Here is a 25,637-nt window from a genome sequence, read left to right on the forward strand (position 1 = left end):
CTTGAGTCCACACAACCCGAGATCATCAACCGGTGGCTGCGCTACGTCCGGGACCGCCACACCGCCAGATCACGAACTACGGCTGGAGTACTAGGGCACGCCTGTCAATCGGAGGCGGATTCGCACAGGTGGAAGTAGTGCACATTCCCTGTCCTGTCGCCAAACTAAAAAGCGTTTCATTTAGGCGCGTCAGTCGTTTGGTGTTCGTCATCAACGGCCAACTGCGATTCCCTTGACCATCTGAGGCTGGGCTGCCACGGTTAAGTTGACCGGTCTGGGGACACGGTGGGCCTCGGTCATCGAGGGGTGTGGGGACGGCCGGTCGCCGCGGTGTGGGGGACGGTCAGATGGCAAGTCGTCAGGTCTGCGTGTGGTGGACAGCGGTCTCGGTGATGCTCCTGGTCGGCTGCGGGTCCGATCCCGGAGCCGGCACGTCGGCTACTCGATTCCCGACGAGTGGGGCGACGGCCAGTGCGACGGTTCGCGGGCCGCAGCCGATCGAGGTCCAGTACCTGCAGAAGTTCGACACCGACGAGGGCGGACCACAGGTGACGCGCTACCACGTGATCACCGACGGCGGCAGCAAGGTTCGGCTCAAGATATCGATCTACGGGGATCCGGAGGCCACGGTTGTCGGCGAGGAGTACCTCACAACCTGGGATGGCAATCGCGTTTTGGTGTTCTCTCAGTCGAACGAGCCGCCGTACACCGTCTACGAGGCTCCGGGTGAGCACCCGGACGAGGTTCAGGGTGTGATGTCCTGGGCCAGCCTCATCTGGTCGACAACACAGTCCTCAGGATGTACCGATCTCAAGACCACGAAGACCATCATCGGCCGGGCCGCGGCCGGATATCGGTGCGTGGAGCCGAGTCCCGAGCCGGGTGCCCCCGCCACGAGTGAGGTCTGGTTCGATCAGGCCACCGGTATCCTGCTGCGGCATCCACTCATGGTGGCAGAGAAACTGGTGCTCAACCCCGCGATCACCGCGACGACGTTTTCGACCGAACCACCGCCTGGCGCGCGGTCGGTAGTCGTCGCGGCCGAGCATCCGGCGTCCGGGAAGTCCAAGCAAGCACCCGACTTCACACTGGAGTTGGTCAAAGGCGGTCGGATCGGACTGAAGGATCTTGCCGGCCAACCGTTCGTACTCGCGTTCTTCCCGTCGGACCTGGCCTTTGACGAGAGCGGTGATGCGTTCCCCGGCCACCGGGAAGCGTTGCTGAAACTGCAAACCCTGAGTGGCAACGGCACGAAGCCGCGAGTGCTCGCAGTCCAGGAGGGGAGCCTGGGAAAGCCCGGGTACCCACTGGCTGTCCCCGGCCTCACACTCCCCCTCGCCCACGAAGACACCCCGACTGTGAACGGCCTCTTCGCGCTGGCGAGTTTCGCCTTCGTTCGCGCTGACAGCACAATCGTTGCCTCCTACAACCGCGTGCCGACCGAGCAGGAACTGACCCAGAGCCTCGCCGCCCTCCGGTGAATGGCCTGCATCGGAGGGAAGCGGCTTCCTAAACCGCGCGTCCGCTGCTGAGCGGATGCCAGTGCACAGCTTTAGCTGCCACCCCGCTCCAGGAATGCTGTGCCGTCGGCCGGCGCTAGGGCCGGTCAAGGAGGAAGGTCTGCATCGGGCCCTTTCCCTTGACCTCGATGGTGCCGCGCGGACGTACGGCGAACTCCGGGCCGAGGGCGGCGGCCACCCGTCCCGTGACCTGGATCTCGCCGGGTGGGCCGTGGGACTCCATCCGGCTCGCAGTGTTCACGGTGTCGCCCCAGAGGTCGTAGATGAACTTGCGCCGGCCGATCACGCCGGCCACCACCGGTCCCGAGTCGATTCCTATCCGGACCGCGAGCCAGTCCTGCCCGGGCTGGGCTGCGATCCGGGCGACCTCGTCGCGCAGCGCGAGCGCGGTACGGGCGACCGCTGCGAGGTGGTCCGGCCGCGGCTTCGGCAGGCCGCCGGCCAGCATGTACGCGTCGCCGATCGTCTTGATCTTCTCGACCCCCTCGGCATCGGCGATGCGGTCGAACGCGGAGAACACCTGGTCCAGCAGCTTCACGACGTCCGCCGCCGCCATCACCGCCGATCGCGCCGTGAAGCCGACGATGTCGGCGAAGAGCACGCTCACCGCGTCGTAGTGTTCCGCGATCACCCTGGCTCTGTCTTGAGGCGCTCGGCGATCGGCTCCGGCAATACGTTGAGCAGGAGCCGCTCCGAACGCTCCCGCTCGGCCCGGAGGTCCCGATGGGCTCGTTCCCGCTGCTCCACGAAGTAGCTGAGCATGACGTACGCGCTCACCATGACGCCGGCGATGTTCAGTACCAAGAACGTGACCACGAAGCCGAGTGGCAGCGCCGACGGGGATTGTGCGAGTCGGGAATCGACCAGGGCGAGCGCGGCCAACTCGACGAAGACCGCCACCAGCCACGGCACGGAGCGCCGGATACCGAGCAACGCGAGCGCCGCCAGTGGCGCGAAGACCGTCCAGAGGACCATCGCGCTCGAGGCCACGAAGCCGCCGAGCGAGACCTGCAGCAAAGCCGGCAGCACCAGGAACGCCAGCAGCTGCGTGTTGCGGAACGTGGCGAAACGCCGCGTCCGGGCCAGGACGGCCAGCCCGATGACGGTGATCACCTGGTAGAAGCCTGGGATCGCCGCCGAGACCGGGTCGCCGTAGGCGAGGTACGTGGTCACCCAGATCGTGGAGATCGCCGTGATCAGCAGCGACGAGAAGATGAGCGTGCCCTGTCGGAGCCGCTCGTCGTGGGTGTTCTCCGGGCGAGCGCCGAGATCGGCCAGCCGCTCCAACCCGCGGACGACAGCCCGCCCCGGGCCACGCCCGTGGACGCCAGCCTGGAGCCAGGACCCGGTCACCTGAGGATCGTATGCGCGCAATCCCCTGGCGACATCCTCCGAACAGGTATCGGCAGTCAGGGCGGGGGCCATCTGGGCCGGGCACTTCGGCGAATACCGCAGATCGACAGCGGGCTCCACGAACTCCCTCGGGCTGAATTCCAGCCGTGCGCCTTTCACCTCGCCGCCAAGAGGGAGATCGTGGTCATCCTTGCTCCGTCCCCCTAATAGCTGCCACCCCAGGCGAGCGCGATCCATGCCAAGAGTCGGCTTGCCGATCCCGTAGGGACGCGAAGCGCTCTCGACGTGGGACGTTGTGGCCGGCCATTCGAGCGGCCCCTTGATGATCAAGAGGCCAACTCGGCAGTGTCGCGGACTCCGGGTCTGTCCTACGTCGACTGAGGTGCGACTGTCGTCCGACAACTGATCTGCGCCGGCTTGAACGCGCTGATCGCGTCATGTGAATGCGTTTGCGTCGCGCGATGCTCGGCACAGAACGGTATCGTCGCCGGATGGCGGGTAAGGGACTCCGGGGCAGGCTGGGCAATGCCGCGGGCGCGTTCACCAGCAACGCCCGGAACCCCAACCTACGGCGCGCCCAGCTCAGCTTCCTCGGAGCCTGGACGGCGGAGTGGGCGTTCACCGTGGGGCTCGGGATCGTGGCTTACCGGGACGGTGGTGCGACAGCCGTCGGGCTGGTGGGACTCCTTCGCATGGCCCCGTCCGCGATGCTGACCCCCCTGTTGTCGCCGCTGGCCGACAAGGGCCGCAGGGAGCGCGTACTGATCCTGGTCTCCGTGCTGCGTGGTGTCGCCACGGGTGCGGCTGCGGTCGTCGTGGGCGTGGGCGGACCGCTGCAGATCGTGTATGTGCTGGCGGTGTTGTCGACCATCGCTGCCACGCTCTACCGACCCGCGCACTCCGCATTACTCCCGTCGCTCTGCCATACCGGATACGAGCTCGCCAGCGCCAATGTGGTCCGTGGGCTGCTGGACGCCGCCGCGACGTTCATAGGTCCGCTACTGGCAGCGTTGCTGCTGCAGTTCACCGGCGTGACCGTCGTGTTCGCTGTGGCTGCGGGCGCCTCGTTGTGGGCTGCAGCCTTGCTGTTGCGGCTGAACTACGACGCACCTCCGCGGCCGGCTGCCCCGAGAGAGACCAGCTGGATGAGGTCGGCCGCCGAAGGCATTCGAGTCGTCAGCCGGAGCCGCGACCTTGCACTCATCATGGGCCTTGCGGCGGCGCAGTCATTCACCCGAGGGGCGCTGACCGTACTCAACGTGGTGGTCGCCATCGAACTGCTGCGGACCGGCGAACCGGGCGTGGGCATCCTCACCGCTGCCATCGGGGCGGGTGCGGTCCTAGGTTCACTCGCCGCTTCGTTGCTGGTCGGCACTCGGCGCCTCGGCGCGTGGTTCGCCGTTGGGGTGGCCCTCTGGGGTATCCCGGTCACGCTGATCGGCGTCTTCCCACAACAGATCGCGGCGTTGGGCCTGCTGGCCTGTGTCGGCGTCGGGAACTCGCTGATCGATCTCGGAGGTTTCACGCTGCTGGCCAGACTAGCCGCGGACGAAGTGCTGGCGCGGGTCTTCGGAGTGCTGGAGAGCTTGGTCGCCCTGTCCATCGGGGTCGGAGCGCTGGTCGCCTCGCTGGTGGTCGACGGGGCCGGCGTACGTCCTGCGCTCGTGACTGTCGGTCTGCTATGTCCTGTCCTTGCCGTGGCGTCATGGCAACGGCTGCGAGGAATGGACCGGTCCATCGGCGTGCGAGATGACGACATCGACTTGTTGCACAGGGTGGCCATGTTGAACGTCCTGCCCCTGCCCGCCATCGAGCAGCTCGCTCGCGGCCTGGAACCGGTGGACGTGCCCGCTGGTCACGACGTCTTCCATCAGGGCGATGTCGGGGACCGCTACTTCGTGATCGAGTCGGGCGAGGCCGATGTGATCGGGGACGGACAGGTCGTGGCAACGCTCGGTCCGGGGCTGGGGTTCGGAGAGATCGCCCTGCTCCGGCGGATCCGCCGGACCGCCACCGTCCGAGCCACCAGCGAGCTCCGACTGAAGGCGCTGCGCTCCGACCACTTCCTCCCGGTCGTGCTCGGCTACACGCCGAGCGCCCGCGAGGCGGGGGTGGTGGTTGACTCGATGCTCGACCGCTTCACGCCCCGTGACGACCCTGAGCAACCGCCTCAATAGCCGGAGCTCAGATTCCCGCGGGCTGGTCTAGGAGCGGTTCCCGAATGCGTTTGACGACACGTTGATAGTCCGGGGTGTTGGTACGGTCTTGTATGACGTCTGGGCGTTCGCTTCTCCTTATCGCCGACATCGGCGGCTACACCGAGTACATGCGATCCCATCGAATGAGCCTTGCTCATGCCGAGGTCAACACCGCGCGGCTTCTGGAGAAGGTGATCGATGCCGTGCCCGACTTCGACCTGATCGAAATCGAAGGCGACGCAGCCTTTCTCGCTCGTCAGGCCGACACGTTGGACAGTGACGCAACGGTCGCCCTGACTCTCCAGGCCGCAATGGCCATGCACCGGGCGTTCCACCTCGAGCGGCACTATGTCGCGACCAACCTTTGCCCGTGCAACAGTTGCAGCCAGGCGAACAACCTGAAGCTCAAGTTCGTCGCGCACATCGGCGAGGTCGCCACCCAGACCATCAGGCAGCGGCGCAAGCTCGTCGGGATCGACGTCATCCTCGTCCATCGGCTGCTGAAGAACCCTGTCAAGGTCCCCGAGTACCTGCTCCTCTCCGATGAGCTCTACCACACCGCAAACACCCCGATGCCTGGTCCAGCGCACGAGGTGTCTCAGAACCTCGAAGGGATCGGCCCGGTTCGGGCGTACTTCGTCAACTTGGCGGGCGTCCCGGGTGCACTCCCTCCCCTGCCGGAACAATCCTTGCTCGGACGCGTCGGGAGGACCCTGGCCGTCGCCGGCTCCGGCCTGCCGCACATGCTGGGCCTACGCCGCCGACGTCGTACCGCCTCCGCTTTCTGACGTCTGCCAAGTGGGTGGTCCGGCAGAACCAACTGGTGGGCAGTCGAGCCGACCGGATCGCTGCGCCCGCGCCTTCCACTCGAGGAGGCACGCCATTCGGACCTCGGCTGGAGCGCGAACTGACAGCGGCATTTGAGGGCGTTGCCGGTGCCCGCGCTGGTCCCGCTCACTGGCCGGGCCGGCCAGGTACATGTCGACCTCGGCCGCCAACGCCGCGGCCGACATCCGCCGGCACCCTCAGTTACGATCTCATCCAAATGCCGTCGGCCTCGCCCCGTGCGTCGTCGGCCACTACCCTCAACATCGGCGTCACCTTCCTCACCGGCGCGCCAACGGGGGTGCTCGCTCGTTTGCTCCGGCGAGGAAGTTACTGCGCGCCATCGACCAGGTGGCCGATCCACAGGTGCAGGTCAAACCTACGAGAAGATTCGATGGTGATCGTGGCGCACAACACCTCCGTGAACGCTTCCAGTCGGCAGCCTCCGCGTGTGTTGGGAATCTTCGCCCATCCCGATGACGAGACCCTCTGCGCCGGCGGCACCTTCGCCAAGTACGCGAGTGCCGGCGCCGAGGTCCGCGTGATCTCGCTTACCAAGGGCGGAGCCGGCCAGATCAGGGACGCGAGCGCGGCGACCCGGGCGACCTTGAGAGCAGTTCGGGAGAAGGAACTTGATGCGGCAGGAAAGGAGCTCGGGCTCACCGAGACGAGATGTCTCGATTATCCAGATGGCGGGCTCTCCGAAATCGACAGTCAGATCCTGGTCAAGCTCGCGTCGGAGCTGCTCAGCGAGATCGATCCCGATGTGGTGGTCACGTTCGGGCCTGACGGATTCTCCGGTCATCCGGACCACATAGCAGTAGGCGCGGCGGTCACCGCGGCCTGCTACGAAAGGCGATCCGCCAAATCGATCCGACTCTTCCATTGCCACCCGCCGCGAAGCAGGATGCTACTGCGCAACCGCCTGGCCGAGTGGGTCGTCGAGCTGGCAACCCGCTTCAAAGGCACGAACGAATTCGTGCGCGCACTGTGGGTCTTCTCGCGCGAGGCGACCGCGCTCGGATATGCGGGCGATTTCGTCAATGTCGAATGGTTTCCATCCGGCTCCTACCTCATCGAACAGGGCGAGGCCGCAACGATGATGTACTTCCTTCTGTCCGGTCAGGTGGAGATCCGGCGAGAGGGCGAGGACGGTCGTGTGCGAGTGGTCGACCGGTCGGGCCCGGGGGAGTTCATCGGAGAAGAGGGCATCGCCACGGGCCAGCCCCGCAACGCACATGTGGTTGCCCTGGATGACGTCACAAGCCTGACGTTCTTAGCATCTGACCCCGTCCCTATCGACGGATCGGCGGAGCAGGCCCAGCCTGTCGTGACCAGATCGCTTCCGTCAGGCGATCAGATCGACGCCAGAGTGAGCACGTGCATCGACGTCTCCGACTTCGTCGGCCACAAGATCCGCGCCACGGCCGCACATCGCACTCAGTATCCAATCGATCCGAGCATGTTCGCCGATCCGATCCTCCGAGAGATGTTCGGCGTTGAGTACTTCGTCCAGGTCTTGCCGGAGCGGGAACTCCACAGTTCGCTCCTCGACGAGTAGGCCAGAGCACCCCGCGACGTCGTGTCCGCGAGCGCGCTAAAGCTCCGCTGTCACGTCGTCGAACAAGGCAGTTGAGAAGTACCGCTCCATACGGTCTGGCAGAATTGTGCCCACGTGGTGCCCGGGGCCAAGGCGGGCGGCAAGCCGCCGCGCTGCGGCGATGTTGAGCCCGCTCGACGGGCCAATGCCCAAGCCGCGACGACCGAACTCGCGCGCTGTAGCCATTGCCTCCGGCTCCGGGACCAGCACCGGGTCCTCGAGTCCAACGGCGTCAGGGTCGATGAGCTTGCTCATGCCCTCGACGATGCCCGGTATCCCCCCGACGACCTCTGGGTCGCCCTCCGCAGTGAACGTCGCAGTCGGCATCGCTCGAGCGATGATCGTGTCGTAGCCGTGATCCCGCAGCGCGTGCGCCACGCCCATCAACGTGCCGCCAGTGCCTACACCGGCGACAAAGCCGTCAAGCCGCACGCCGACCTGTTGGATGAGCTCGGGCCCGGTCGAGTGCTGATGCGCGAACACGTTGCGCGGATTCTCGAACTGCCGGGCGGCGTACAGGTCCGCCTCTGTTCCTGAGTCGTGGAGCAATGCGGCGACCGCTCCATCCATGCCCTGTCCAGCAGGGGTGAGAACCACATCGCCACCGAGCCGGCGGATCATCAAGACCCGCTCTCCGCTGACTGTCTTGGGCATGTACGCCCGGAACGGCACACCGACGGTGGCGCAGACCATGCTCAACGCGATCGAGGTCGACCCGCTCGACGCCTCGACCACGACGGTGGAGGGAGACACTTCGCCCGATGCGATCGCATACGCGACGATGTTCGTCGCCATCCGATCCTTGGTGCATCCGCTTGGCAGCAGGTAGTCGAGTTTCAACCAGAGAGTGCATCCGGTCCGCACATCCTCGAACGGGATGGTTGGAGTTTCGAGTGGAAGCCGCAACAGCCATGACGCACGCTCGATGAACCTCGATTGACCTCGACCCATCACCGCCTCCTGTCGACCCATGATCCCAACCCTGATCCTCCACGGGACTGAGGCCACTCGAGGGTGAGCATCCGCGGATGCTCACCCTCCTGGCAGGGATTCTGACGTTCTTGACGCGACGGATCCTCGAGCCAGGAGCGAACTCGCGACTTGAACGGTAACAGCACGGTCCGAGTGCAGGTGGGACGCGGTAGCGACCAGGCCGTGGCGCATGTCAGGCTGCACACGTCGGGCGCATTCGCGGACCGGCTCGGCCCCGGTGATGTCTTGTCGGCGCGCATCCGCCCGCGGAGAGCGGGTCCGGCGGCGCGACCGATCCACGCAGCCATCTCCAAGGCGGTGGTCCGGAATCACCCTCAACCGTCGCCCAAGAGCACGCGAAGCCGGCCAGTTGACGCAACGTCCATCTCATGAAGGATCAGGGCTAAGGTGGTGCCTAACGACCCTGCCCTCGCGTCCTAGGATCGTTCTCGCCGATCCCATCGACACTCACGGAGAACGCGCTTGAATGCGGAGCGATCAGCAGCGATTCGAGACGTGTGCCCGTTTCGACTCGTCGTTGACGAGGACATGGACCAGCTCATCCGAGAGACCACGATGAGCGACGCGGCAGCCGGCTCGACGCTCTTTGAAGAAGGCGACCCAGCAGACGGCGTCGCAGCCATTCTCGAAGGAACTGTCGAGGTCCTCAAACAGGGCCGGATCCTCGCGACGCTCGGCCCCGGGTCGGTTCTCGGCGAACTCTCGGTGTTCGTGCCATCCGCCTCTCGTACTGCTACAGCCAGAGCGAACTCTCCGGTGCGAATGATCAAGTGGCGTGCGGACGATGTTCGTGGCCGCCTCGCCCGCCACGAACGCCTCGCAACGGCAATCGTGGCCGATATGGCCTTCGTGCTCGCGGAACGGCTCGACCGGCGCACGCAGGATGTCGTCTCGCTGCTCAAAGCCGCCGGGACACGCCTACCGGTGTCAGAGCTGGAGCGTTTTCGCAGCCGTGCCGTGGAGTAGCCTGCCGCCAGCCCTCGGTTGATCGCCGCACGCTTACACATCGTGTGTGCGTGGTTGAACAGACGTCGTCGCGGCGGATCCATAAGGTCGACTGCCCGCTAGCGGTCATCGCGGCGACGATGGGCCGTCCGGGTGAGACGGCCGACGAGGTCCAACACGAGTTGAGCTTCTCCCGTGAGCATGGAGCTGCGCGGCCCGCACACCTACGTGGTCCACGCAGGAGCGGGACGGGACGGCCGCCGTGGGCCACCCCGCCCCGCTCCTGACCGGTTCAGGGCAAGGACGGCAGCTGCATCAGCACCTCACCTGACGCCGAACCGACGTAGCCGTACACCACGACCTCGTGCTTGTCGTTGATGGTCATCGGCTGCAGCGGGTAGATGGTCCCAGGATCGACCATCCGCGTCACGTCGTAGACGCGACCCTGGGGGTCCCACACGACCGGGACCGAGTCGCGCGGCTGCACCTCGGCGCTGCCGAGGACCCATCCGTCAGCGGTCACCTTGACAGCGCCCGCGTCGAAGCCGTAGTCGGCCAGCCGATGCATGCCGCCGGCGCGGGTCCAGACGAAGGCGTCGTCACCGCTGGCGCCGACCACGGTGCCGTTCTGGCTGATCGCCGTGGCGTCCGAGTCACCCATTCCGGGCAGTACTCCGAGGTCTTCGATCGTGCCCTCCGGACTCCACATCACGGCGTGCTTGGTGCCGTTGATCTTCGAGCTGCCGACGACCCAGCCGGCGTCGTTGATGGCGTGTGGCAGCGTCTCCGACGTGTCGTCCGTGAGATGCGGCAGCTGCCGGAAGCCGTCAGTGGCAGACCAGACGTATCCCTCGTCCCATGTGTGGCCGACGCCGTTGACGGTGACCAGCAGGCGCGCGTCGCCGACGACCTGGCCGGCGTCGTTGAGGGCCGAGGCCCGGGCCGAGGTGTACGCCCGCCAGGTCGGCACTCCGATCGAGGTGAGGGACCCGTCCGCCTTCCACAGGGCGGGCACGAGCTTCCCCGTGGTCAGGGTGATCTCGCCTGCTATCTCGCCGGTCTCGTTGACGTCGTATGCCGTTCCCGCGCGTCCGGTGTCACCGATCGGCAGCGGTTCGACGCCGCCGTCCCGCGTCCATCGGATGGGCTTGGTCCTGGCGGAGATCTGCTTGTCACCCACCATGACGCCGGCGTTGTTCATGTCCGCACCCACCATTGCGGTCATGTTGGCCAGCACCGTGCCGTCGGGCGTGCTGACCGACGTTACGAGGACGTCGGCGTAGCCGATGGTCGTGCCGTGGTCGTTCGCGACCGGCACCATGGCGACGAGGCCCTCGTCGTTCATCGGCTCGGCTGCCACCGTGACCGTGGCCTTGATCGGCAGCCGCTGGCCCGGCGGGAGTAGCTGGGGCTGGCTGCTGTCGACGGCGACCGTGCCGATGCCGCGCGAGAAGAGCCGCTCGTGGTAGTCGAACTGCGTCGTCCCCGACGGGACGTCCGTGCCACCGACGACGACGGCATACGTGCCCGGCAGCCTGTTCCTGAGCCGGATGTGCTCGCCGCCCGGACCTGGGCTCACGAGGCGGGCCACAATGTTCGCCACGTCGCGTGGCGTCAGGGTCGGCGCAGCCAGCCTTTCTCGTATGCCGCCCAGCCCAGCTGGATCCGGCTGCTGGCGCCGGTGGCATCCATGAGCGAACGAACCCGGCGCTGGACGGTGCGCAGCCCGACATCGAGCTGCCGCGCGACCGAGGCATCAGAAGCGCCGGCGATGAGAAGCGAGAGCACCTGGATGTCGAACTCATCGGGCCCGGGCGGTGCCTGCACGACCTCGTCGACATCGGGGGAGGCGAACATCAGTGGCCAGGCGTCACGCCAGACGAAGTCGAAGAGCGACAGGAGGGACTGCACGAGGCCGGTCGAGTGGATGACCAGGGCCGCCGGGTCCGGGGAGTCCGCGTCGAGTGGAACCATCGCGGTGCGACGATCCGCAATCACGAGCTTGGTGGGGACGCGGTCGCTGACACGCACCTCTTCGTTGCGGCGCATCACCGCCACCAGCTCGGTCTGCGACGTCTGTTCGAGCACGTCGCGCTCGAGCACGATCCGATAGCGAATGCCGCGGGCCGCTGCAATGTCCTCGGCCTGGTTCTCCGTCGCCGGCACAGCCGTGGGCTCGTCGGTGACGAGCACGCACACCTCCTGGACGGCGCCCAGCTGCAGCTGGTGGAACCGCTGACCGACAGCGCTGGCCCCGACGACGACCTCGACCAGATCATGGACGTTGCCCGCGGCATCGGTGCGGTGTACCTCGGCCAGCCGCGCGGCCACGAGCTCGGCTTGCTCCAGCTCGTGGCGTCGATCGTTGACCAGAGCCCGCAGCGCTATTCCCGGTGGTGCCGCCACCCAGCGGCCCGGGGTGGCGGCCGACTGCGCCACCAAACCCTGCCCCTCCAGCGCCACCAGACTGCCCCCGACCTCCGCGCTGGAAAGCCGGCATCGATGGGCCAGGTCATCGACGCCCGTCCCGCCCAGACCGACGAGCGCGCGGTAGAGCTTTGCCTCCAGGGGACTCAGTCCCAACGCTGCGAGCGCTTCCACACTCGCTCCTTTCGCCCGCTCTGTCGCTCCACTTGGCTGATGGCGCACCTCCGCCATGGCAAATATCCGCCGCCCTGGCATTCTTCCCGACGAACCAGCGCCTCGGGCACTCTGGCTCGCGGGCGCCGACATCCAACCCGGCGTCTCCCCCCATGCAGCGTGGACCCGAACAGCGGGCTCGCGCACCACGTCCCGGAGGACCAGCATGCGCCCCATTTGGCGTAACGCCCTAGGGGTGGCGACGGTTGCCATCGTTGCCGCCACCGCGGCCGCCCCGCCCTCGGCCTTCGGCCAGGACCCGGCTGCCCAACCCCGCCCGATCGTCGGATCATCGGCTGCCAAGACGGCGACCGGCTCCCCCAAGACGGTCACCCTCATCACGGGTGACAAGGTCCTCGTTGCCGGGGCCGGCACCAGTTCGCCGGTCGTCACCGTGCTCCCGCGCGAGGACGGCTCAGTGCCGTCCGTCGAGACCCGACGGGTCGGCAAGGACGTCTACGTCTACCCCGCCGACGCCGCCGACGCTCTTTCCGCCGGCAAGGTGGACGAGGAGCTCTTCAACGTCACCGGCCTGGTCGCGATGGGCTACGACGACGCGAGCACCGACACTGTTCCGGTCATCGCGCGCTACACCACGGACCTCAGCCGGGCTCGTTCGGCACCCACCACGCCCAAGGGCGCCGCAAAGGGCCAGACGCTGCACTCGATCGACGGCATCGTGCTCAAGGCCGACAAGGACCAGGCGAGCGACTTCTTCGCCGACGTGGCAGACCCCTCCACCGCTGCCGGCGCCAAGATCGAGAAGATCTGGCTCGACGGCAAGGCGCACGCCAGGCTCGACAAGTCGGCCAAGCAGGTGAACGCCGACAAGGCGTGGGCCGTCGGCCTCACCGGCACCGGCACCAAGGTGGCCGTCCTCGACACCGGCGCCGACGCCGAACACCCCGACCTGCAGGGCCGCATCGTGGCCTCCCAGGACTTCACCGGATCACGCGGTGGTGCGCTGTCGGACGTGCACGGACACGGCACGCATACCGCGTCGACCGTCGGCGGCTCCGGCGCAGCCAGCGGCGGTCTCAAGCGCGGCGTGGCCCCCGGAGCAAGCCTGCTCATCGGCAAGGTGCTCGGTGACAACGGCGGCGGCTACGACTCGGGCATCATCGCGGGCATGGAGTGGGCGGTCGCGCAGCACGCTGACATCGTCTCGATGAGCCTGGGCAGCAGCGCCCCTCCCGGAAAGTGCGACGACCCGCTGTCATCCGCCGCTCAGGAGCTCGCCACGACCAGCACGACCCTCTTCGTCATCGCCGCCGGCAACACCGGTTCGGCCAACAACACGGTCACCGCACCCTCGTGCGCTCCCGCCGTGCTGACGGTCGGTGCGGTGGACCGGCAGGACGTGCCGGCTTGGTTCTCCAGCCGCGGGCCGGCGGCGTTCACCCACACCCTCAAGCCAGAGATCTCGGCACCCGGCGTCGACATCTCCGCGGCACGCTCCGGCGGACGCGGCGACGATGCCTACCAGTCCATGTCGGGCACCTCGATGGCGACGCCACACGTCGCCGGCGCCGGCGCCATCGTCAAGCAGGCCCACCCGACCTGGACCGGCCAGCAGCTCAAGGCAGCCCTCGTGTCGTCCGCCAAGTCGGACGTCCCGGGCGACGTGCGCGCGCAGGGAGCGGGCCGTCTCGATGTCATCGATGCGGTCAATGAGGTCGTCACCACCATGCCCGTGCAGGGCGGCACCTTCGCGTGGCCACACACGAGCGCCCAGATCACGACGCTGGACGTGCCCTACAGCAACGTCTCCGACAAGCCGGTCACGCTTCAGCTGTCCAGCACTGCTGTCACCGGTGACGACGGTTCGGCCGTCAAGTCAGCGCCGGTCACGCTCGGTGCGTCGACGGTCACCGTTCCCGCGGGACAGACCGTGACGGTCCCGCTGAAGATCGACCCGACCGCGAAGCTCGACGCCGGGCAGTACGGCGACGTCACGGGCCGCATCCTGGCCACCGGCGACGCCACGGTGTCGACGCCCTTCTCCCTCTACGTCACTCCCGAGACGGTGCAGCTCACGGTCCGGATGACGGACCGTCTCGGCAAGCCGGCGAATTCCGGTTCGAGCATCGACGTGGTGAACATCGACTCCTTCAAGGGCCAGCGCGCCTTCAACAACGGCGCCGCGGAGCAGACGTTCCAGGTGCGTCCCGGCACGTACTTCCTGTCGAGCTTTGTCAGAACGCCGGACCCGACCTTCCTGACCCCGAACACGCTGGGCTCCATCGCCTACTTCGGACGCCCGGAACTGAAGATCACCGGCAACCTGACGGTCGACTTCGACGCGACGAAGGCGCACCTGCTCTCTGTCAAGACGGACCGACCGAGCGTGGCCAGGGCCTCCGTGTTGGCCTTCTCCCGCACCTGGGACGACACCTGGATCCACTCCGGCTCTCTGGGCGTCGGTTCGACGGCGACCGCCGTGTATGCCGACGTGCAGGGCAATCCGCAGGAGGGCACATGGGAGTTCGGTGACTGGTCACGTCGCTACGCGCCCACCGTGGAGTCCATGTCGGTCGTCGGTGGACCCGTGCTGCACCCGATCGCCGCGGACTGGGCCGTGGCCGGCCTCGACGGCGTCGGCACCGCGCCGCTCGTTGACGGTGGCACCGGACTTGCGACGGAGCTGACCCCCGCCCGCGTCGGTGGCAAGGTCGCGCTCGTGAAGGTGAGCGGTCCGGGATTGTCCCTGACGCTGCTCAACCGGGCCGCTGCGGCCGGTGCCAAGGCGCTGGTCTTCTACGCTCCGGCTCCAGGTAAGTGGATTCCTTCCAGCGGCTTCTCGCAGCTGCCGGTGGCCTCCTACTCCCTGCCCATGGCCGAAGGCGACCAGGTCAAGTCGATGCTGGCCTCCGCGCCCGGTGGCGAGCTCGCACTCGCCTACAAGGCGACGGCCAAGAGCCCCTACGTCTACAACCTCGGTTTCACCCAGTCCACTCCGTTGACCGACGACAAGACGTTTGTCGCGCAGGACAAGACGCTGGGACGCACCGAGGCCAGTTACACGGGCATGGGTGTCGCCAGCCCGATGCTCGACTACGTCTACGCGCAGCGCGACAACGGCTTCACCTTCGGCGTCTCGGGCTACGAGGCCATTACGCAGCCGCAGAAGCGCACCGAGTTCTACACCGACGGTGGCACCAAGTGGCTTCACTTCCTCACGTCGAGCCTGCCCTTCGGCGAGGCCATGGGTGAGGCGTGGCGCACCTACCCTGCCGGCAGCGTCCGCACCGACAGCTGGTACGGGGGCATCGTCGCACCGGCCGCCATCAAGAACGACCAGGGCGTCGAGCAGCTGACCGCTGAGCGGCAGGGCGAGCTCATGGGCTTCGCACCGCAGATGTGGGGCGACGACTTCGGTCACGTCGCCTACGCCGGCTCGTTCGGCGACGAGGGCAACCTCACGCTGCGGCGGAACGGCGTCGTTGTGGGCACGAGCGCCTATCCCAGCGGCGTCTTCACGGTCCCGGCCGAGGACTCGCAGTACGAGCTGGAGATGAACACCGGCAAGTACGGAACGCCCTCGAAGTGGTGGGCTCGCTCCACCGAGATCAAGACGACGTGGGGCTTCCGTTCGACGCTCGACCCCGACACGTTCTCGGTCGGCCTGCCGCTGCTCTTCCCGCGCGTCAGCCTGCCCGAGGACGGCAACAAGACCTTGGCGTCCTCGGCCGGGCAGGTGCTCCCGATCCGGGTCACGGGTCACGGGGGCTACGCCCCTGGTGACATCGTCTCGGCGAAGTTCGCCTACTCCTACGACGGCGGCACGACGTGGACCGACGCGGCGACGTCAAGCACAGGTGGCGCCTGGGCCGCGACGGTGGACCACACCGGCGCGAGCGGCAAAACGGTCGCCACCCGCGTCGAGGTGGCCGACAGTAAGGGAGCCACGGTGACGCAGGTCGTCAAGGCGGCCTACTCGGTGCGCTGACCAGGAGACCAACAACAATCGTCAGCGTGGCGGATGCCGTCCCCTCGAAGGAGGTGGGCGGCATCCGCCTTTGCCGGGTCTTCGAATCTGGCTGGGCATCGTCTGGTGGTGGCTGGCTGTGCTCCGGCGTACCTGCCGGCTGCAGAAATACCGCACTCGGCTCAGCTTCGAGCCAACGGGACGCCGTAGAGCACCAGGTTATGGGTGTAGCGGCGTGCTGAGTGGTCGTACGAGCCGATGCAGGTCACCAGCGCCAACCGGGGCTTCGAGCCACCGCGGAAAAGGTCGGTGGGCAGTTGTTCCTGCCGGTAGATCCGGCGAGCCACAATTCGGTACCGGCGGACGCTTCCATCCCCGGCTGTCACCGTAACTTTGGCGCCGACCGGCACGTCCCACAGCGCGGCGAACACCCCGCGCCCGTGGCGGGCGGTGTCCACGTGGCCGACGAGCAGCACGGTGCCACCCGCCGAGCCCGGCGCCGCACCCGCCGCCCACCAGCCCACGTTGGTCGGCGACTTCGGCACCTGCATCAGGCCGTCGCGACCGGTCGCGACCGGCACCACAGGGGCATCCACGAAGCCGGGCAGCGCTAGCCGGATCGGTGGAATGGCGGCTTCCCGTTCCGGCGCTGAACGGCTGCCTTCGGGAACATTCCCGGTGTCACCGGGCGGCCCTCCGAATATCAGGACGATCCCTATTGCCAACGCTGAAAGGCCGAGGAGGCATCGCCGCGCTCGGGTTGGCTTGCTGGCGAGGAGGAGCACTCCGAGGCCGAGCAGGACCCATGCTGTCCGCGAGCGTAGCCGCTGGGCGTCGGCCAGCTGGCCGCCGTCGCCAGTGGGCACCAGTGGGTGGTCGGTCCCGACGCGACAGGTCCCTTCCACCATGTCCAGATGCATCTGGATCACGCTCTGGGCGCCTTGAGCCACTGACTTGACGGCAGGCACGCTGCCCTTCGCCAGCTCGCCTTTGATAAGCGTCAGGTACTGCCCGTGCTCCTGCCGCTGCAACGCCAGCCAGGCGGCGTCGTACCCAGATGTCCCGATCTTGGCCGTGACGGCGTCGAGCTTCTGACGCTGCGCCAGCGAAGGTATCGGGACCAGCCCGTAGCCGAGTTGGCTAGCGGCCTCGAGCTCCTGCGCAGCCAGCTTGCGATGGTCACTTTCCAGCAGCGCGCCCACGCGCCGCACGCATGAACTCCGGCCATGGGCCTGAGCCTCCTCAGCGGCCTGAACGATCGTCAGATTGATCTGGTGGGCAGCGTTGAGGTAGGTGATATCTGTTTGCGTCGTAGTCGCGATCGCCGCCTGCGCCGTTCCCAGCAATCCCGCCACGACAAGAAGCAGAAACGCCGACATACGGGCAACCGCCACTTGTAGGCGAGGAGCCGAGCCTTCGTCCTGCCGCCGAGGCACCCGTACCTCCCTGCGCTCAGACGTCGGCGCCTAGTTCGGCGTAGCGCACTTGGCGGATCACGACACTTTATCTGCCGCAATTCGCCCGGCTCGAGGTCCGATTCGACCGGTGGCCGCCGACACCTCCAGCGTCATTCGTCGTTACCGATGACACTAAAGGGGTGGACTGTCCGGGTCCATGTTTGACCTGCTGAGGCGTCGCGAGGTTTCACCCGTTGCCGGCACCGACAAGACTCCTACGCTCGGCTACTTGGCGGCGTCGAAGGCTGTCGACTGTGATCGCCTTGGGGGAAGGCTCGACTCGGGTGCGGAGGCGGAGGAGACTGCTGGTTGAGGGGAGGGGTCGTAATGATCGGAGCGCTCCTGTTGGGTCTGTGCTGTGGGGTTCTGGCGCGCATGCTTGTTCCGCGGGATGCCTTTCGGCATATGAGTGGGCCGAGGTCCTGGCTTGTGTCGATCGGGCTTGGGCTGCTTGGAGCCGTGGTCGGGTACCTGATCTTCACACTTGGTTTCGGCATCGGGGACACCGATATCTTCGACTGGGGTGGGGTTCTGAGTGCTCTGATCGGGACGCTCATCGTGCTGCCGATCGCGACCTGGATCCTGCGGCGAACCTCTCGCCAGCCGAACTGAGTTTCGCCGCCACCGCCGCACCCACCTGGCCCGCACGAGCGACGCGGAGTCAAGGCGGCGCCGTCGCGTCGTCGGCAACGTACTCGATGCCAGCGCTCGTGCTCAGCTCGGTGCTGGACGGCATCACAGGGTGCTTCTGGTCGGCCTAACGCTGCGGCCTGCCGCTACTTGCCGGCCTGGTGCGCGGTCCGGCGTAATGCCCGCACGCGATCATGGCGCGGTCGGCGGCGGTCCGCCATCTGGCCCAGGGGAACGCAAGTGCGACTCGCGGCCTCATGGGTCGTGGAGATGGCTGATCGGTCGACAACCGGCGGCGTGGAAGGCGCCGCGGTCTCACATCTGCGCAGGTCCCGACGACGTACTCGATGACGGCTTGGTGCCGCTGCGCGGCCGGGCGTGGGCGGCGGGGTGTCACAAAGGTGGGGTGGTGTGTGGTCATTTACGAGAGGCGGTCGTTTGGGCCGGCTTCGGCTCTGACTTCGGTTGTGGCGTGGGCAGTGGGTCCTCGGCATGGGTTGGCTTGGGGGTGCTGGGTGTTGGGGTCACCGATTCGACAGACAGGACAGATCATGAGCAGTTCCCGCAGTTTCGCAGTACTCCATGCGAGGAGACGGCCCGCTGGTGCGGCGGTTCTTCTTGCTGCAGTTGCCCTTGTGATGGTGAGCCTCAGCTCGGCGGAGAGTGCCGCTCAGGGGAGTCGGTCGGGGAAGCCGACTGTCGTGCTCGTGCATGGGGCCTGGGCGGACGCTTCCAGCTGGAATGAGGTTATTGAGAGGCTTCAGGAAGAGGGGTACACGGTTCGGGCGGTCGCCAATCCTCTGCGGTCACTGTCGGGCGACGCTGCGTACGTGAAGGCCATTCTGGACACGCTGACGGGACCGATCGTCCTCGTCGGACACTCCTACGGCGGGGCCGTGATCAGCAACGCGGCCACGGGAAGTCCGAACGTCAAGGCACTCGTCTACGTTGACGCCTTCGCGCCCGACACAGGCGAATCCGCGACCGCGCTCGCGGGGCCGGACTCCGCGCTCTCAGTCGACCCGACGACCATCTTCGACTTCGTTCCCGCCACCCTCCCGCCCACCGCGGACACCGACATCTACCTCAAGAAGTCGACCGTCTTCGCATCGTTCGCGAACGGGCTGAGTGCCGATGACAAGGCAGTCCTGTCTGCTTCCCAGCGACCGGCCACGGTCGGGGCGCTCAACGAGCCGTCCGGAACTCCCGCCTGGCAGACGATCCCGTCCTGGTACCTCCTCGGCACCGAGGACAAGATCATCCCGCCCAGCGTCCAACGGTTCATGGCCGAAAGAGCCGGCTCCACCATCACCGAGTTCGACGAAGGACACGTCGGTCTGATGACGGACCCCAAGACCGTCATCCGAGTCATCGAGAGTGCCGCGAAGAGCATTCGCTAGCAGACAGGTCGAGGACGCCGAGGTCCAGCCAGGGCATCGAACCACCACGGCTCGGTGCCCTGGAGGAGGACGGCCATTCACAGGTTGTCGGTGCGAGCATGCGGCGTATCGTCAACCTCGGGAGGTGGGGGTGTTATGGGGTCGTTGAGGGTTGCGGCTGTCCAGGCGGCTTACGTGCTTATGAATCGGGAGGCCACGCTCGCCAAGGTGGAGGAGGTGTTGGCGGGGCCGGAGGTTCGGGGAGCTGGTTTGGTGGTGTTTCCGGAGGCGTTTGTGCCGGGGACGCCTTTTTGGATTGATGCCGTGCCTATTTGGGACGGGGACGAGCAGTGGTTTGCCCTGCTGGCTGAGCAGGCTGTGGTGGTGCCTAGCAAGGCGACCGAGCGTTTGGGGGCTGCGGCTCGGAAAGCTGGTGTGTACTTGGTGATCGGGGTCAATGAGCGGGAAGCCACTGGAAGCACTATTTACAACACGTTGTTGTACTTCGATGCTGAAGGCAAGCTTCTTGGGAAGCATCGGAAGTTGATGCCTACCGGGTCGGAGCGGACCGTCTGGGGGATGGGGGACGGGTCGACGCTCGAGACCTACGCGACGCCGTTCGGGCGGATCGGGGGGTTGATCTGCTGGGAGAACTACATGCCGTTGGCTCGGTTCTTCCTGTATTCGCAGGGGGTTGACGTGTGGGTGGCGCCGACGTTGGCCACAGGTGACGGCTGGATCGCGACGATGCGGCACATTGCCCGGGAGGGACGGTGCTACGTGATCGGGGCCAATCCCTGCCTTCGCGTCGACCAGATCCCGGCCGACTTCCCGGATCGGGAGCGGGTGTGGCGGATCAACCCGGACAATCCTGAGTGGGTGGAGCCTGGGAACACGGTGATCGTCGGGCCCAACGGCGAGATCCTTGCTGGGCCCGCGAGGCATGAGGAGACTGTGCTGTTCGCTGACCTGGATCTGAACAAGGTTCGGTCCGCGCGGCGGCTGTTCGACCCGGTTGGTCACTACCACCGACCCGATGTGTTCCGGCTTGCCGTCGATACGGCGCCGCGGCCCGTTGTCACGAAGCTGCGCAACGAGCTTCCTGATAACTGACAACGCCACAGCAACTGGGGATGAGCGTCGCGCTCATCCCCAGTTGCCAGGCCGGAAGGTCAGTGGTGGTGGCCCAGTTGGGCTCTGATCTCACCTCCGGGGAACGATGAGCTGTGCACGTTGACGTAGGTCGTGCCGTTGCGGATCGCCTTGACGAAGTCGTCGTACTGGCCGGCGGTCAGGCTCTGGTTGGCTGGGCCGATGACGTCGGCGGCCTTGATCGTGCCGGTCACGGTTGCCGGGGCCGCGGGGCACAACTGGGTGCCGACCGGGCCGTTGCCCAGGTTGGTGCAGAGGAACACGCTGATCCCGCCGCTCTGGGCTTTCCCACCGAAGTGGATGTGAGCCTGCTGGACCGTGCCCTCCAAGCTGGTGTAGCTCAGCTGGTAGGTGATCTGCTGCAGGCGGTCGTCGATCTTCGCCTGGAAGCGACCCGTGCCGTTGGTCGAGATCGGGGCCGGGTCCTCCTCATAACCGGTCAGCTGCTCCCGCAGCATGTTCGGCGTAGTACCCGAGGAATCACTGCCGGCAGTCGCCACACTGCCTGTCGCTGTCACCGCCATTCCGATTCCGATGGCCACTGCCACGAGCCGCGCTCTGCTTGCCACCGTCTGTTCCCTCCTCATAGAGATGTGAACCTCGATCATGTGATCGTCGTCACAATCCGACGCCATTGGCAAGAGCTGAGGACGAGTACTGCGGATGCGCTACCCCGGGGTGGGTCGCTCGGGCGGTCGACCACTGACGTGTGTCACCCACAGAGGCGACTGACCGGACAGCGGTGATCGGAGTGCCATGGAGGCGGAAGCTGTCCCGGCCGATCGAGGAGGGCCACCATGGCGCGTCAGACCGCGGACCTCGAGGACGAGTTCGAGACCGAGTACGAGTCCGAATTCGAAACGGAGGACGAGTCCGAGTGGGAGGACGAGTGGGAAGAGGAGTCCGAGTACGAGGAGGAGTACGAGGACGAGTCCGAGGAGTTCTTCCCCGGCCTGGGCGGCGTCGTCAACGCGATCGGCGGCATGCTCGGTGAGGAAGAGTACGAGTGGGAGGACGAGGGCGAGGACGAGTACGAGGACGAGGCGTTCCTCGGACTGCTCGGACCCATCGCGAAGATCGCCGGCGGCCTGCTCGGCGGCGGAGGCGGTGATGGCGAGTACGAAGAGGAGTACGAGTACGAGGAAGAGGCGGAAGCCGAGGCCGAGGAGTTCTTCAAGAGGCTGAAGGGCGCCTTCCGCAAGGCCGCGCCGTTCCTCAAGAGGCTGGCCAAGACGGCCGGTCCGCTCGTCGCGACCGCCATCGGGGGCCCTGCCGCGGGCGCTGTAGCCCGAGCGGTCACGTCCCAGCTCGAGGGCGAATTCGAGGAGGAACTCGAGGTCGAGTTCGAGGAGATGGCGCGTACGCCGCTGGTCCCCTCGCAGACCTTCGCCGAGTACCTGGCGGGCCAGGCCGCGGCCACGGCGTCCGAGTCCGAGGCAGAGGCGCTCGGCGGCGCGGCGGCGTACGCCGCGATCAACCCCAGCGACCGACGCGAGCTCGAGCGACTGCTGCCACACCTGCTGCGCGGCGCCGCCACGCTCACCCGGATGCTGCACGGCAGCCGCAGCACGCGCCCGGCTGTACGGCTGGTCCCAGGGATCGCCGACGGCGCGGCCAGGACGGTCGCGAAGCGGATCGCCGCTGGTGAGCCGGTTGGGCCGGTCGAGCTCGGACAGGTGATGGGCGCCGCGGCGACGCAGGCGCTGACACCAGGTCCCGCGCGACAGGCCGTACTGCGTCGGCACGCGCGGGGTCTCGCCCGTAGCCGGCGGCGGTACCACGGTCCGGGTCGCCGCGGCTACGGGCGCCGTACGGGAATGCGCCGCCCGCGGAGCACCGGCGGCCGGTACGGCGCACGCCGGGCAACTGTACGGCGTCAGCCCGTCCGCAGCCGCACTGTCGGCAGCGGTCGGGTGCCTCGCCCGAAGCCCGGGTTCGTGCGCATCACCACCCCGCTGCGGGTTCCGCCCAAGGCCGGTCGGCCGGCCCGCGTGGTCCGAGTGGTCAGCGACGTCCGGGTTCCCCGTGGCGCGGTCCCGGCCGGACGCCCGAGCGCCGCCGGCCGCCGCAGGTAACCGACGCCCACCCAGAGCGCCACCGCCCCGTAGGCACCAACCGAAGCGCAGCCGGCGGCCGCAGAGACCAGAGCCCACCAGTAGATCGACGTCCGAACCGAGTGGAGGGACGACCATGGCGTCCGTACTGAACCGCAACTACCCCGCGATCCAGGGCGAGTTCGAACTGGAGGACGAGTTCGAGACCGAGGAGGAGTTCGAGTTCGAGGACGAATTCGAAGCCGAGGACGAGAGCGAGTTCGAGGCGGAGGACGAGGACGAGGACTTCCTCGGCGCGATCGGCGGCATCGGCAAGGCGCTCGGGGGCCTGCTCGGCGGCGGCGACGGCGAGTACGAGGTGGAGTTCGAGTTCGAGGTCGAGGCAGAGACCGAGGAAGAGTCGGAGGAGGAGTACGAGGACGAGGCGTTCGTCAATCCCGTACGGCGGATCTACCCCGAGGCCGAGCTGATGGCCTACCTCTCGACGAAGGCGGCGCAGACCCAGAGCGAGGCCGAGGCCGAGGCGTTCCTCGGCGCGCTGGTTCCGATCGCGTCCAAGCTCATCCCGCGCGCCGCAGGGGTCCTGGCCCGTAACGCGCCGGCACTGATCCGCGGTACTTCGGCGCTGGGCCGCCGGCTGCGACGCAACCCGGCGACGCGCAAGTACGTCACGGCGATGCCGGTGATCCTGCAGCGGACGGCGCAGAGCCTGGCGGACCAGGCCGCCTCGGGCCGGCCGATCTCGGCGAGCTCGGCGGTCTCGACGATGACCCGGATCGCGGGCCGGATGCTGCGCACCCCGCCCGAGCGGGACCGCGCCGTACGCGCGGTGAACACGTTCAACCGCCGGTACCGCCGGCGCGGTCGCAGGCCGTCCCCTGGTGCCACCTCACCTCGCCGACGGCGTCGGCCCGCCCCGTCGCGGGCCGCGCGGCGTTCGGTACGGCGCTGACGACCGGCTGACCCGGGATCTCGGAGGGAGGGACGATGCCGTACCTGACGGACCTCGCGGGCGTCGCCCGCAAGACCAACCTCGAGGTGATCGAGGTACCCGGCTGGGAGACCCGGGGACGCGGCGAGATGAGCGACGTCCGCGCCGTGGTCTGCCACCACACGGCGACACTGAACCGCACGGCGGACATGCCCTCGCTCGACATCCTGATCAACGGGCGGCCGGACCTCGCCGGACCACTCTCGCACTTCGGGCTCTCCCGCTCCGGGAAGGTCTACGTCATCGCTGCCGGCCGCTGCAACCACGCCGGGGCGGTGCAGAACCCGTCGTGGGGCAACAGCCACTCGATCGGTATCGAGGCGGAGGCGACCGGCACAGACGCGACCTGGCCCGAAGTACAGATGGCTGCCTTCGCCCAGCTCTGCAGGGTCCTCATCGACCACTTCGGGCTCAGTGTGTCGGCCGTCCTCGGCCACAAGGACGTTGCCGACCCGCCCGGCCGGAAGATCGACCCCAACTTCGACATGCCCGCGTTCCGCGCACGGATCAGTGCGCTCAGCGGTACGCCGGCCCCGGCGCCGACTCCCACTCCTGTACCGACTCCGGCTCCGGCACCCGCTCCGGCTCCGGCGCCGTCGTCGCCCTGGCTGTCCTGGCCGTCCTGGCTCCCGTCGATGCCGTGGTACGAAGGCGAGTCGATGAATGGCGCGGGTGCCGCCACACCGGTCGTGCGGCCGGGCACGCCGCGCGCCGGTCAGGACGTGCTCCCGGTCTACCTCTCCGGCCAGGCGCTCAACGTGCGCCGGCATCTGAACGCGCTGCGCGACTTCCGGCGGGACGAGTTCGGCTCCCAGCCGGCGCGGCCGAGCGAGGGTCACGTGCAGGCAGTGAACTCGCTGCTGGCCACGCTGCGCGGCCCGCTGAAGACCGTCGTCGAGCGGCTGGACCGCGCCTCGGATGCCGCCCAGACGCGACCCTCCGAGTCCCGGGTGGGCCTCGCGATGGAGCTCAAGACCCAGGCACACGATCTGGTCCGCGCCACCGAACGCGTGTGGGACTTCTACTTCGAGCTGTTCGGGCAGCGGCAGGGCGCGTTCGGCGAATGGCTCGACGCTTGCGACCGGATCACGCTCGACTGCTACCAGCACGTGTTCATGCACCTGGGCAACGAGCGCAGCATCCCGTCGCCGCCACCGTTCTGCTACATGCGGACCGGCTTCTCCCCGGCGACCTTCCGCCGCGGCATCCCCCTGCGCCGGCTCGGTCGGCAGGTCAACCCGTTCCCGCTCGTCCAACTCCCCTACCACCGGCTGGTCAATCCCTGGACGATGGGCGCGATCCTGCACGAGGTCAGCCACAACCTGCAGAACGAGCTGCAGCTCGAGCAGGCAGTCCCCTCGTCGATCGCGAGCCGGCTGCGCGAGGCCGGCATCCCGGAACCGGTGGCGTCGGTATGGGTCCGCTGGAACCGCGAGATCTTCGGCGACATGGTCGGCTGCCTGCTCGGCGGCGAAGCCTTCGTCGCCTCACTGATGGACGTGATCGGCCGTACGTCGGCGCAGAGCCTGGGGTACTCGCCGCGCAGCGTGCACCCCACGCCGTACCTGCGCACCTTCCTGTCGTGCGAGTTGTTGCGCCGGATGGGGTTCCCGGAACGCGCCGCGGAGTACAGGCGGGCGTGGTCGCAGCTGTATCCGTCGCCGCGCGAAGGGGCACTGCCGCCGAAGCTGCTCGCCACGGCGGACCGCACGATCCCCGCGGTAGTCGAGGCCGTCTGCTACACGCGCTTCAACGGCCTGGGCGGCAAGGCGCTGCGCGACGTCATCTTCTTCGAGCCACGGCACCAGTCGATGATCGAGGAGGCGGGGCGCCGGCTCGCGAAGGGCGTCGACCCGGGCGTCGTACCGGAGCGGTTCCTCATCGGCGCGGTGCGCTCCGCGCTCGACCAGGGGCGGGCGGAGCCCGAGCGGCTGATGCGCAACTTCTACGTCCAACTGGCCAGGAGGTGACG

19 protein-coding genes are annotated in these 25,637 nt (G+C 67.5%); 12 read left to right on the top strand and 7 right to left on the bottom strand.

The genetic code is table 11. The features are described from left to right. Positions 1-563 precede the first annotated feature (563 nt). On the top strand, positions 564-1,481 hold the full coding sequence (locus tag EV644_RS16875; protein WP_158292842.1) for a redoxin domain-containing protein: 918 nt from the start codon (positions 564-566) through the stop codon (positions 1,479-1,481). 115 nt (positions 1,482-1,596) lie between these two features. Here EV644_RS16875 and EV644_RS44565 read toward each other — a convergent pair whose 3' ends face one another. After that, a complete protein-coding gene (locus tag EV644_RS44565) occupies positions 1,597-2,151 on the bottom strand; it encodes an adenylate/guanylate cyclase domain-containing protein (protein ID WP_158292843.1) in 555 nt (184 codons plus the stop codon). Next, positions 2,148-2,873 (bottom strand): hypothetical protein, encoded by a 726-nt coding sequence (locus EV644_RS44570; protein ID WP_158292844.1) that lies wholly within the window; start codon positions 2,871-2,873, stop codon positions 2,148-2,150. The genes EV644_RS44565 and EV644_RS44570 overlap by 4 nt, the downstream gene beginning before the upstream one ends. A gap of 491 nt (positions 2,874-3,364) precedes the next feature. Between EV644_RS44570 and EV644_RS16885 the strand changes: the two genes are divergently transcribed. The 3 genes from EV644_RS16885 to EV644_RS16895 all read left to right on the top strand — a co-directional run bounded on the left by EV644_RS16885 (position 3,365) and on the right by EV644_RS16895 (position 7,457). Next, positions 3,365-5,050: an MFS transporter gene (locus EV644_RS16885; protein WP_158292845.1), complete on the top strand. Its 1,686-nt coding sequence runs from the start codon at positions 3,365-3,367 to the stop codon at positions 5,048-5,050. A gap of 149 nt (positions 5,051-5,199) precedes the next feature. After that, positions 5,200-5,859 (top strand): DUF2652 domain-containing protein, encoded by a 660-nt coding sequence (locus EV644_RS16890; protein ID WP_199239860.1) that lies wholly within the window; start codon positions 5,200-5,202, stop codon positions 5,857-5,859. A gap of 431 nt (positions 5,860-6,290) precedes the next feature. Further along, complete coding sequence (locus EV644_RS16895; protein ID WP_158292846.1) at positions 6,291-7,457, top strand: PIG-L family deacetylase; 1,167 nt, start codon at positions 6,291-6,293, stop codon at positions 7,455-7,457. A gap of 36 nt (positions 7,458-7,493) precedes the next feature. On the opposite strand, the gene EV644_RS16900 is transcribed toward EV644_RS16895, so the two are convergent. Continuing rightward, positions 7,494-8,468 carry a PLP-dependent cysteine synthase family protein gene (locus tag EV644_RS16900; protein ID WP_132189214.1) on the bottom strand — a complete coding sequence of 325 codons (975 nt, stop codon included), beginning with the start codon at positions 8,466-8,468 and terminating at the stop codon, positions 7,494-7,496. A gap of 549 nt (positions 8,469-9,017) precedes the next feature. Here EV644_RS16900 and EV644_RS16905 point away from each other — a divergent pair. Continuing rightward, the gene (locus tag EV644_RS16905; RefSeq protein WP_132189215.1) at positions 9,018-9,455 is read left to right on the top strand and encodes a cyclic nucleotide-binding domain-containing protein; all 438 of its coding nucleotides are present in this window, start codon (positions 9,018-9,020) and stop codon (positions 9,453-9,455) included. A gap of 271 nt (positions 9,456-9,726) precedes the next feature. On the opposite strand, the gene EV644_RS16910 is transcribed toward EV644_RS16905, so the two are convergent. Both EV644_RS16910 and EV644_RS16915 read right to left on the bottom strand, forming a co-directional pair. Further along, the gene (locus EV644_RS16910; RefSeq protein WP_132189216.1) at positions 9,727-11,037 is read right to left on the bottom strand and encodes a hypothetical protein; all 1,311 of its coding nucleotides are present in this window, start codon (positions 11,035-11,037) and stop codon (positions 9,727-9,729) included. An 11-nt stretch (positions 11,038-11,048) separates the two neighbouring features. Beyond that, positions 11,049-12,035 carry a helix-turn-helix domain-containing protein gene (locus EV644_RS16915; protein ID WP_132189217.1) on the bottom strand — a complete coding sequence of 329 codons (987 nt, stop codon included), beginning with the start codon at positions 12,033-12,035 and terminating at the stop codon, positions 11,049-11,051. 235 nt (positions 12,036-12,270) lie between these two features. On the opposite strand from EV644_RS16915, the gene EV644_RS16920 reads away from it, so the two are divergent. Next, positions 12,271-16,023 carry a S8 family peptidase gene (locus EV644_RS16920; protein ID WP_132189218.1) on the top strand — a complete coding sequence of 1,251 codons (3,753 nt, stop codon included), beginning with the start codon at positions 12,271-12,273 and terminating at the stop codon, positions 16,021-16,023. 161 nt (positions 16,024-16,184) lie between these two features. Here EV644_RS16920 and EV644_RS16925 read toward each other — a convergent pair whose 3' ends face one another. Continuing rightward, a complete protein-coding gene (locus EV644_RS16925; RefSeq protein ID WP_132189219.1) occupies positions 16,185-17,381 on the bottom strand; it encodes a DUF4142 domain-containing protein in 1,197 nt (398 codons plus the stop codon). 507 nt (positions 17,382-17,888) lie between these two features. Between EV644_RS16925 and EV644_RS45380 the strand changes: the two genes are divergently transcribed. The 3 genes from EV644_RS45380 to EV644_RS16940 all read left to right on the top strand — a co-directional run bounded on the left by EV644_RS45380 (position 17,889) and on the right by EV644_RS16940 (position 20,581). Next, positions 17,889-18,071: a hypothetical protein gene (locus EV644_RS45380; protein WP_199239861.1), complete on the top strand. Its 183-nt coding sequence runs from the start codon at positions 17,889-17,891 to the stop codon at positions 18,069-18,071. A gap of 656 nt (positions 18,072-18,727) precedes the next feature. Beyond that, entirely contained in the window at positions 18,728-19,489 is a 762-nt protein-coding gene (locus EV644_RS16935) for an alpha/beta fold hydrolase (RefSeq protein ID WP_132189412.1), read from the top strand. A 135-nt stretch (positions 19,490-19,624) separates the two neighbouring features. Further along, complete coding sequence (locus EV644_RS16940; RefSeq protein WP_132189221.1) at positions 19,625-20,581, top strand: carbon-nitrogen hydrolase family protein; 957 nt, start codon at positions 19,625-19,627, stop codon at positions 20,579-20,581. A gap of 59 nt (positions 20,582-20,640) precedes the next feature. Here EV644_RS16940 and EV644_RS16945 read toward each other — a convergent pair whose 3' ends face one another. Beyond that, entirely contained in the window at positions 20,641-21,138 is a 498-nt protein-coding gene (locus tag EV644_RS16945) for a CHRD domain-containing protein (protein WP_158292847.1), read from the bottom strand. A 279-nt stretch (positions 21,139-21,417) separates the two neighbouring features. On the opposite strand from EV644_RS16945, the gene EV644_RS16950 reads away from it, so the two are divergent. The 3 genes from EV644_RS16950 (at position 21,418) to EV644_RS47515 (ending at position 25,635) form a co-directional block, all read left to right on the top strand. After that, on the top strand, positions 21,418-22,695 hold the full coding sequence (locus EV644_RS16950; protein WP_132189223.1) for a hypothetical protein: 1,278 nt from the start codon (positions 21,418-21,420) through the stop codon (positions 22,693-22,695). 115 nt (positions 22,696-22,810) lie between these two features. After that, positions 22,811-23,626: a hypothetical protein gene (locus tag EV644_RS16955; protein ID WP_132189224.1), complete on the top strand. Its 816-nt coding sequence runs from the start codon at positions 22,811-22,813 to the stop codon at positions 23,624-23,626. A 35-nt stretch (positions 23,627-23,661) separates the two neighbouring features. Beyond that, the gene (locus tag EV644_RS47515; protein WP_132189225.1) at positions 23,662-25,635 is read left to right on the top strand and encodes a peptidoglycan recognition protein family protein; all 1,974 of its coding nucleotides are present in this window, start codon (positions 23,662-23,664) and stop codon (positions 25,633-25,635) included. Positions 25,636-25,637: the final 2 nt, after the last annotated feature.

The sequence above is a fragment of the Kribbella orskensis genome (assembly GCF_004342085.1).
Lineage (GTDB): Bacteria > Actinomycetota > Actinomycetes > Propionibacteriales > Kribbellaceae > Kribbella > Kribbella orskensis.

What these genes read in the sequence shown, in the direction of transcription:
- EV644_RS16885 (WP_158292845.1), top strand. Translation starts at nt 3,365, where the DNA reads ATGGCGGGTAAGGGACTCCGGGGCAGGCTGGGCAATGCCGCGGGCGCG.
- EV644_RS16890 (WP_199239860.1), top strand. Translation starts at nt 5,200, where the DNA reads ATGCGATCCCATCGAATGAGCCTTGCTCATGCCGAGGTCAACACCGCG.
- EV644_RS16895 (WP_158292846.1), top strand. Translation starts at nt 6,291, where the DNA reads ATGGTGATCGTGGCGCACAACACCTCCGTGAACGCTTCCAGTCGGCAG.
- EV644_RS16900 (WP_132189214.1), bottom strand. Translation starts at nt 8,468, where the DNA reads ATGGGTCGACAGGAGGCGGTGATGGGTCGAGGTCAATCGAGGTTCATC.
- EV644_RS16905 (WP_132189215.1), top strand. Translation starts at nt 9,018, where the DNA reads ATGGACCAGCTCATCCGAGAGACCACGATGAGCGACGCGGCAGCCGGC.
- EV644_RS16925 (WP_132189219.1), bottom strand. Translation starts at nt 17,381, where the DNA reads ATGTCGGCGTTTCTGCTTCTTGTCGTGGCGGGATTGCTGGGAACGGCG.
- EV644_RS16935 (WP_132189412.1), top strand. Translation starts at nt 18,728, where the DNA reads ATGGTGAGCCTCAGCTCGGCGGAGAGTGCCGCTCAGGGGAGTCGGTCG.
- EV644_RS16940 (WP_132189221.1), top strand. Translation starts at nt 19,625, where the DNA reads ATGGGGTCGTTGAGGGTTGCGGCTGTCCAGGCGGCTTACGTGCTTATG.
- EV644_RS16950 (WP_132189223.1), top strand. Translation starts at nt 21,418, where the DNA reads ATGGCGCGTCAGACCGCGGACCTCGAGGACGAGTTCGAGACCGAGTAC.
- EV644_RS16955 (WP_132189224.1), top strand. Translation starts at nt 22,811, where the DNA reads ATGGCGTCCGTACTGAACCGCAACTACCCCGCGATCCAGGGCGAGTTC.
- EV644_RS47515 (WP_132189225.1), top strand. Translation starts at nt 23,662, where the DNA reads ATGCCGTACCTGACGGACCTCGCGGGCGTCGCCCGCAAGACCAACCTC.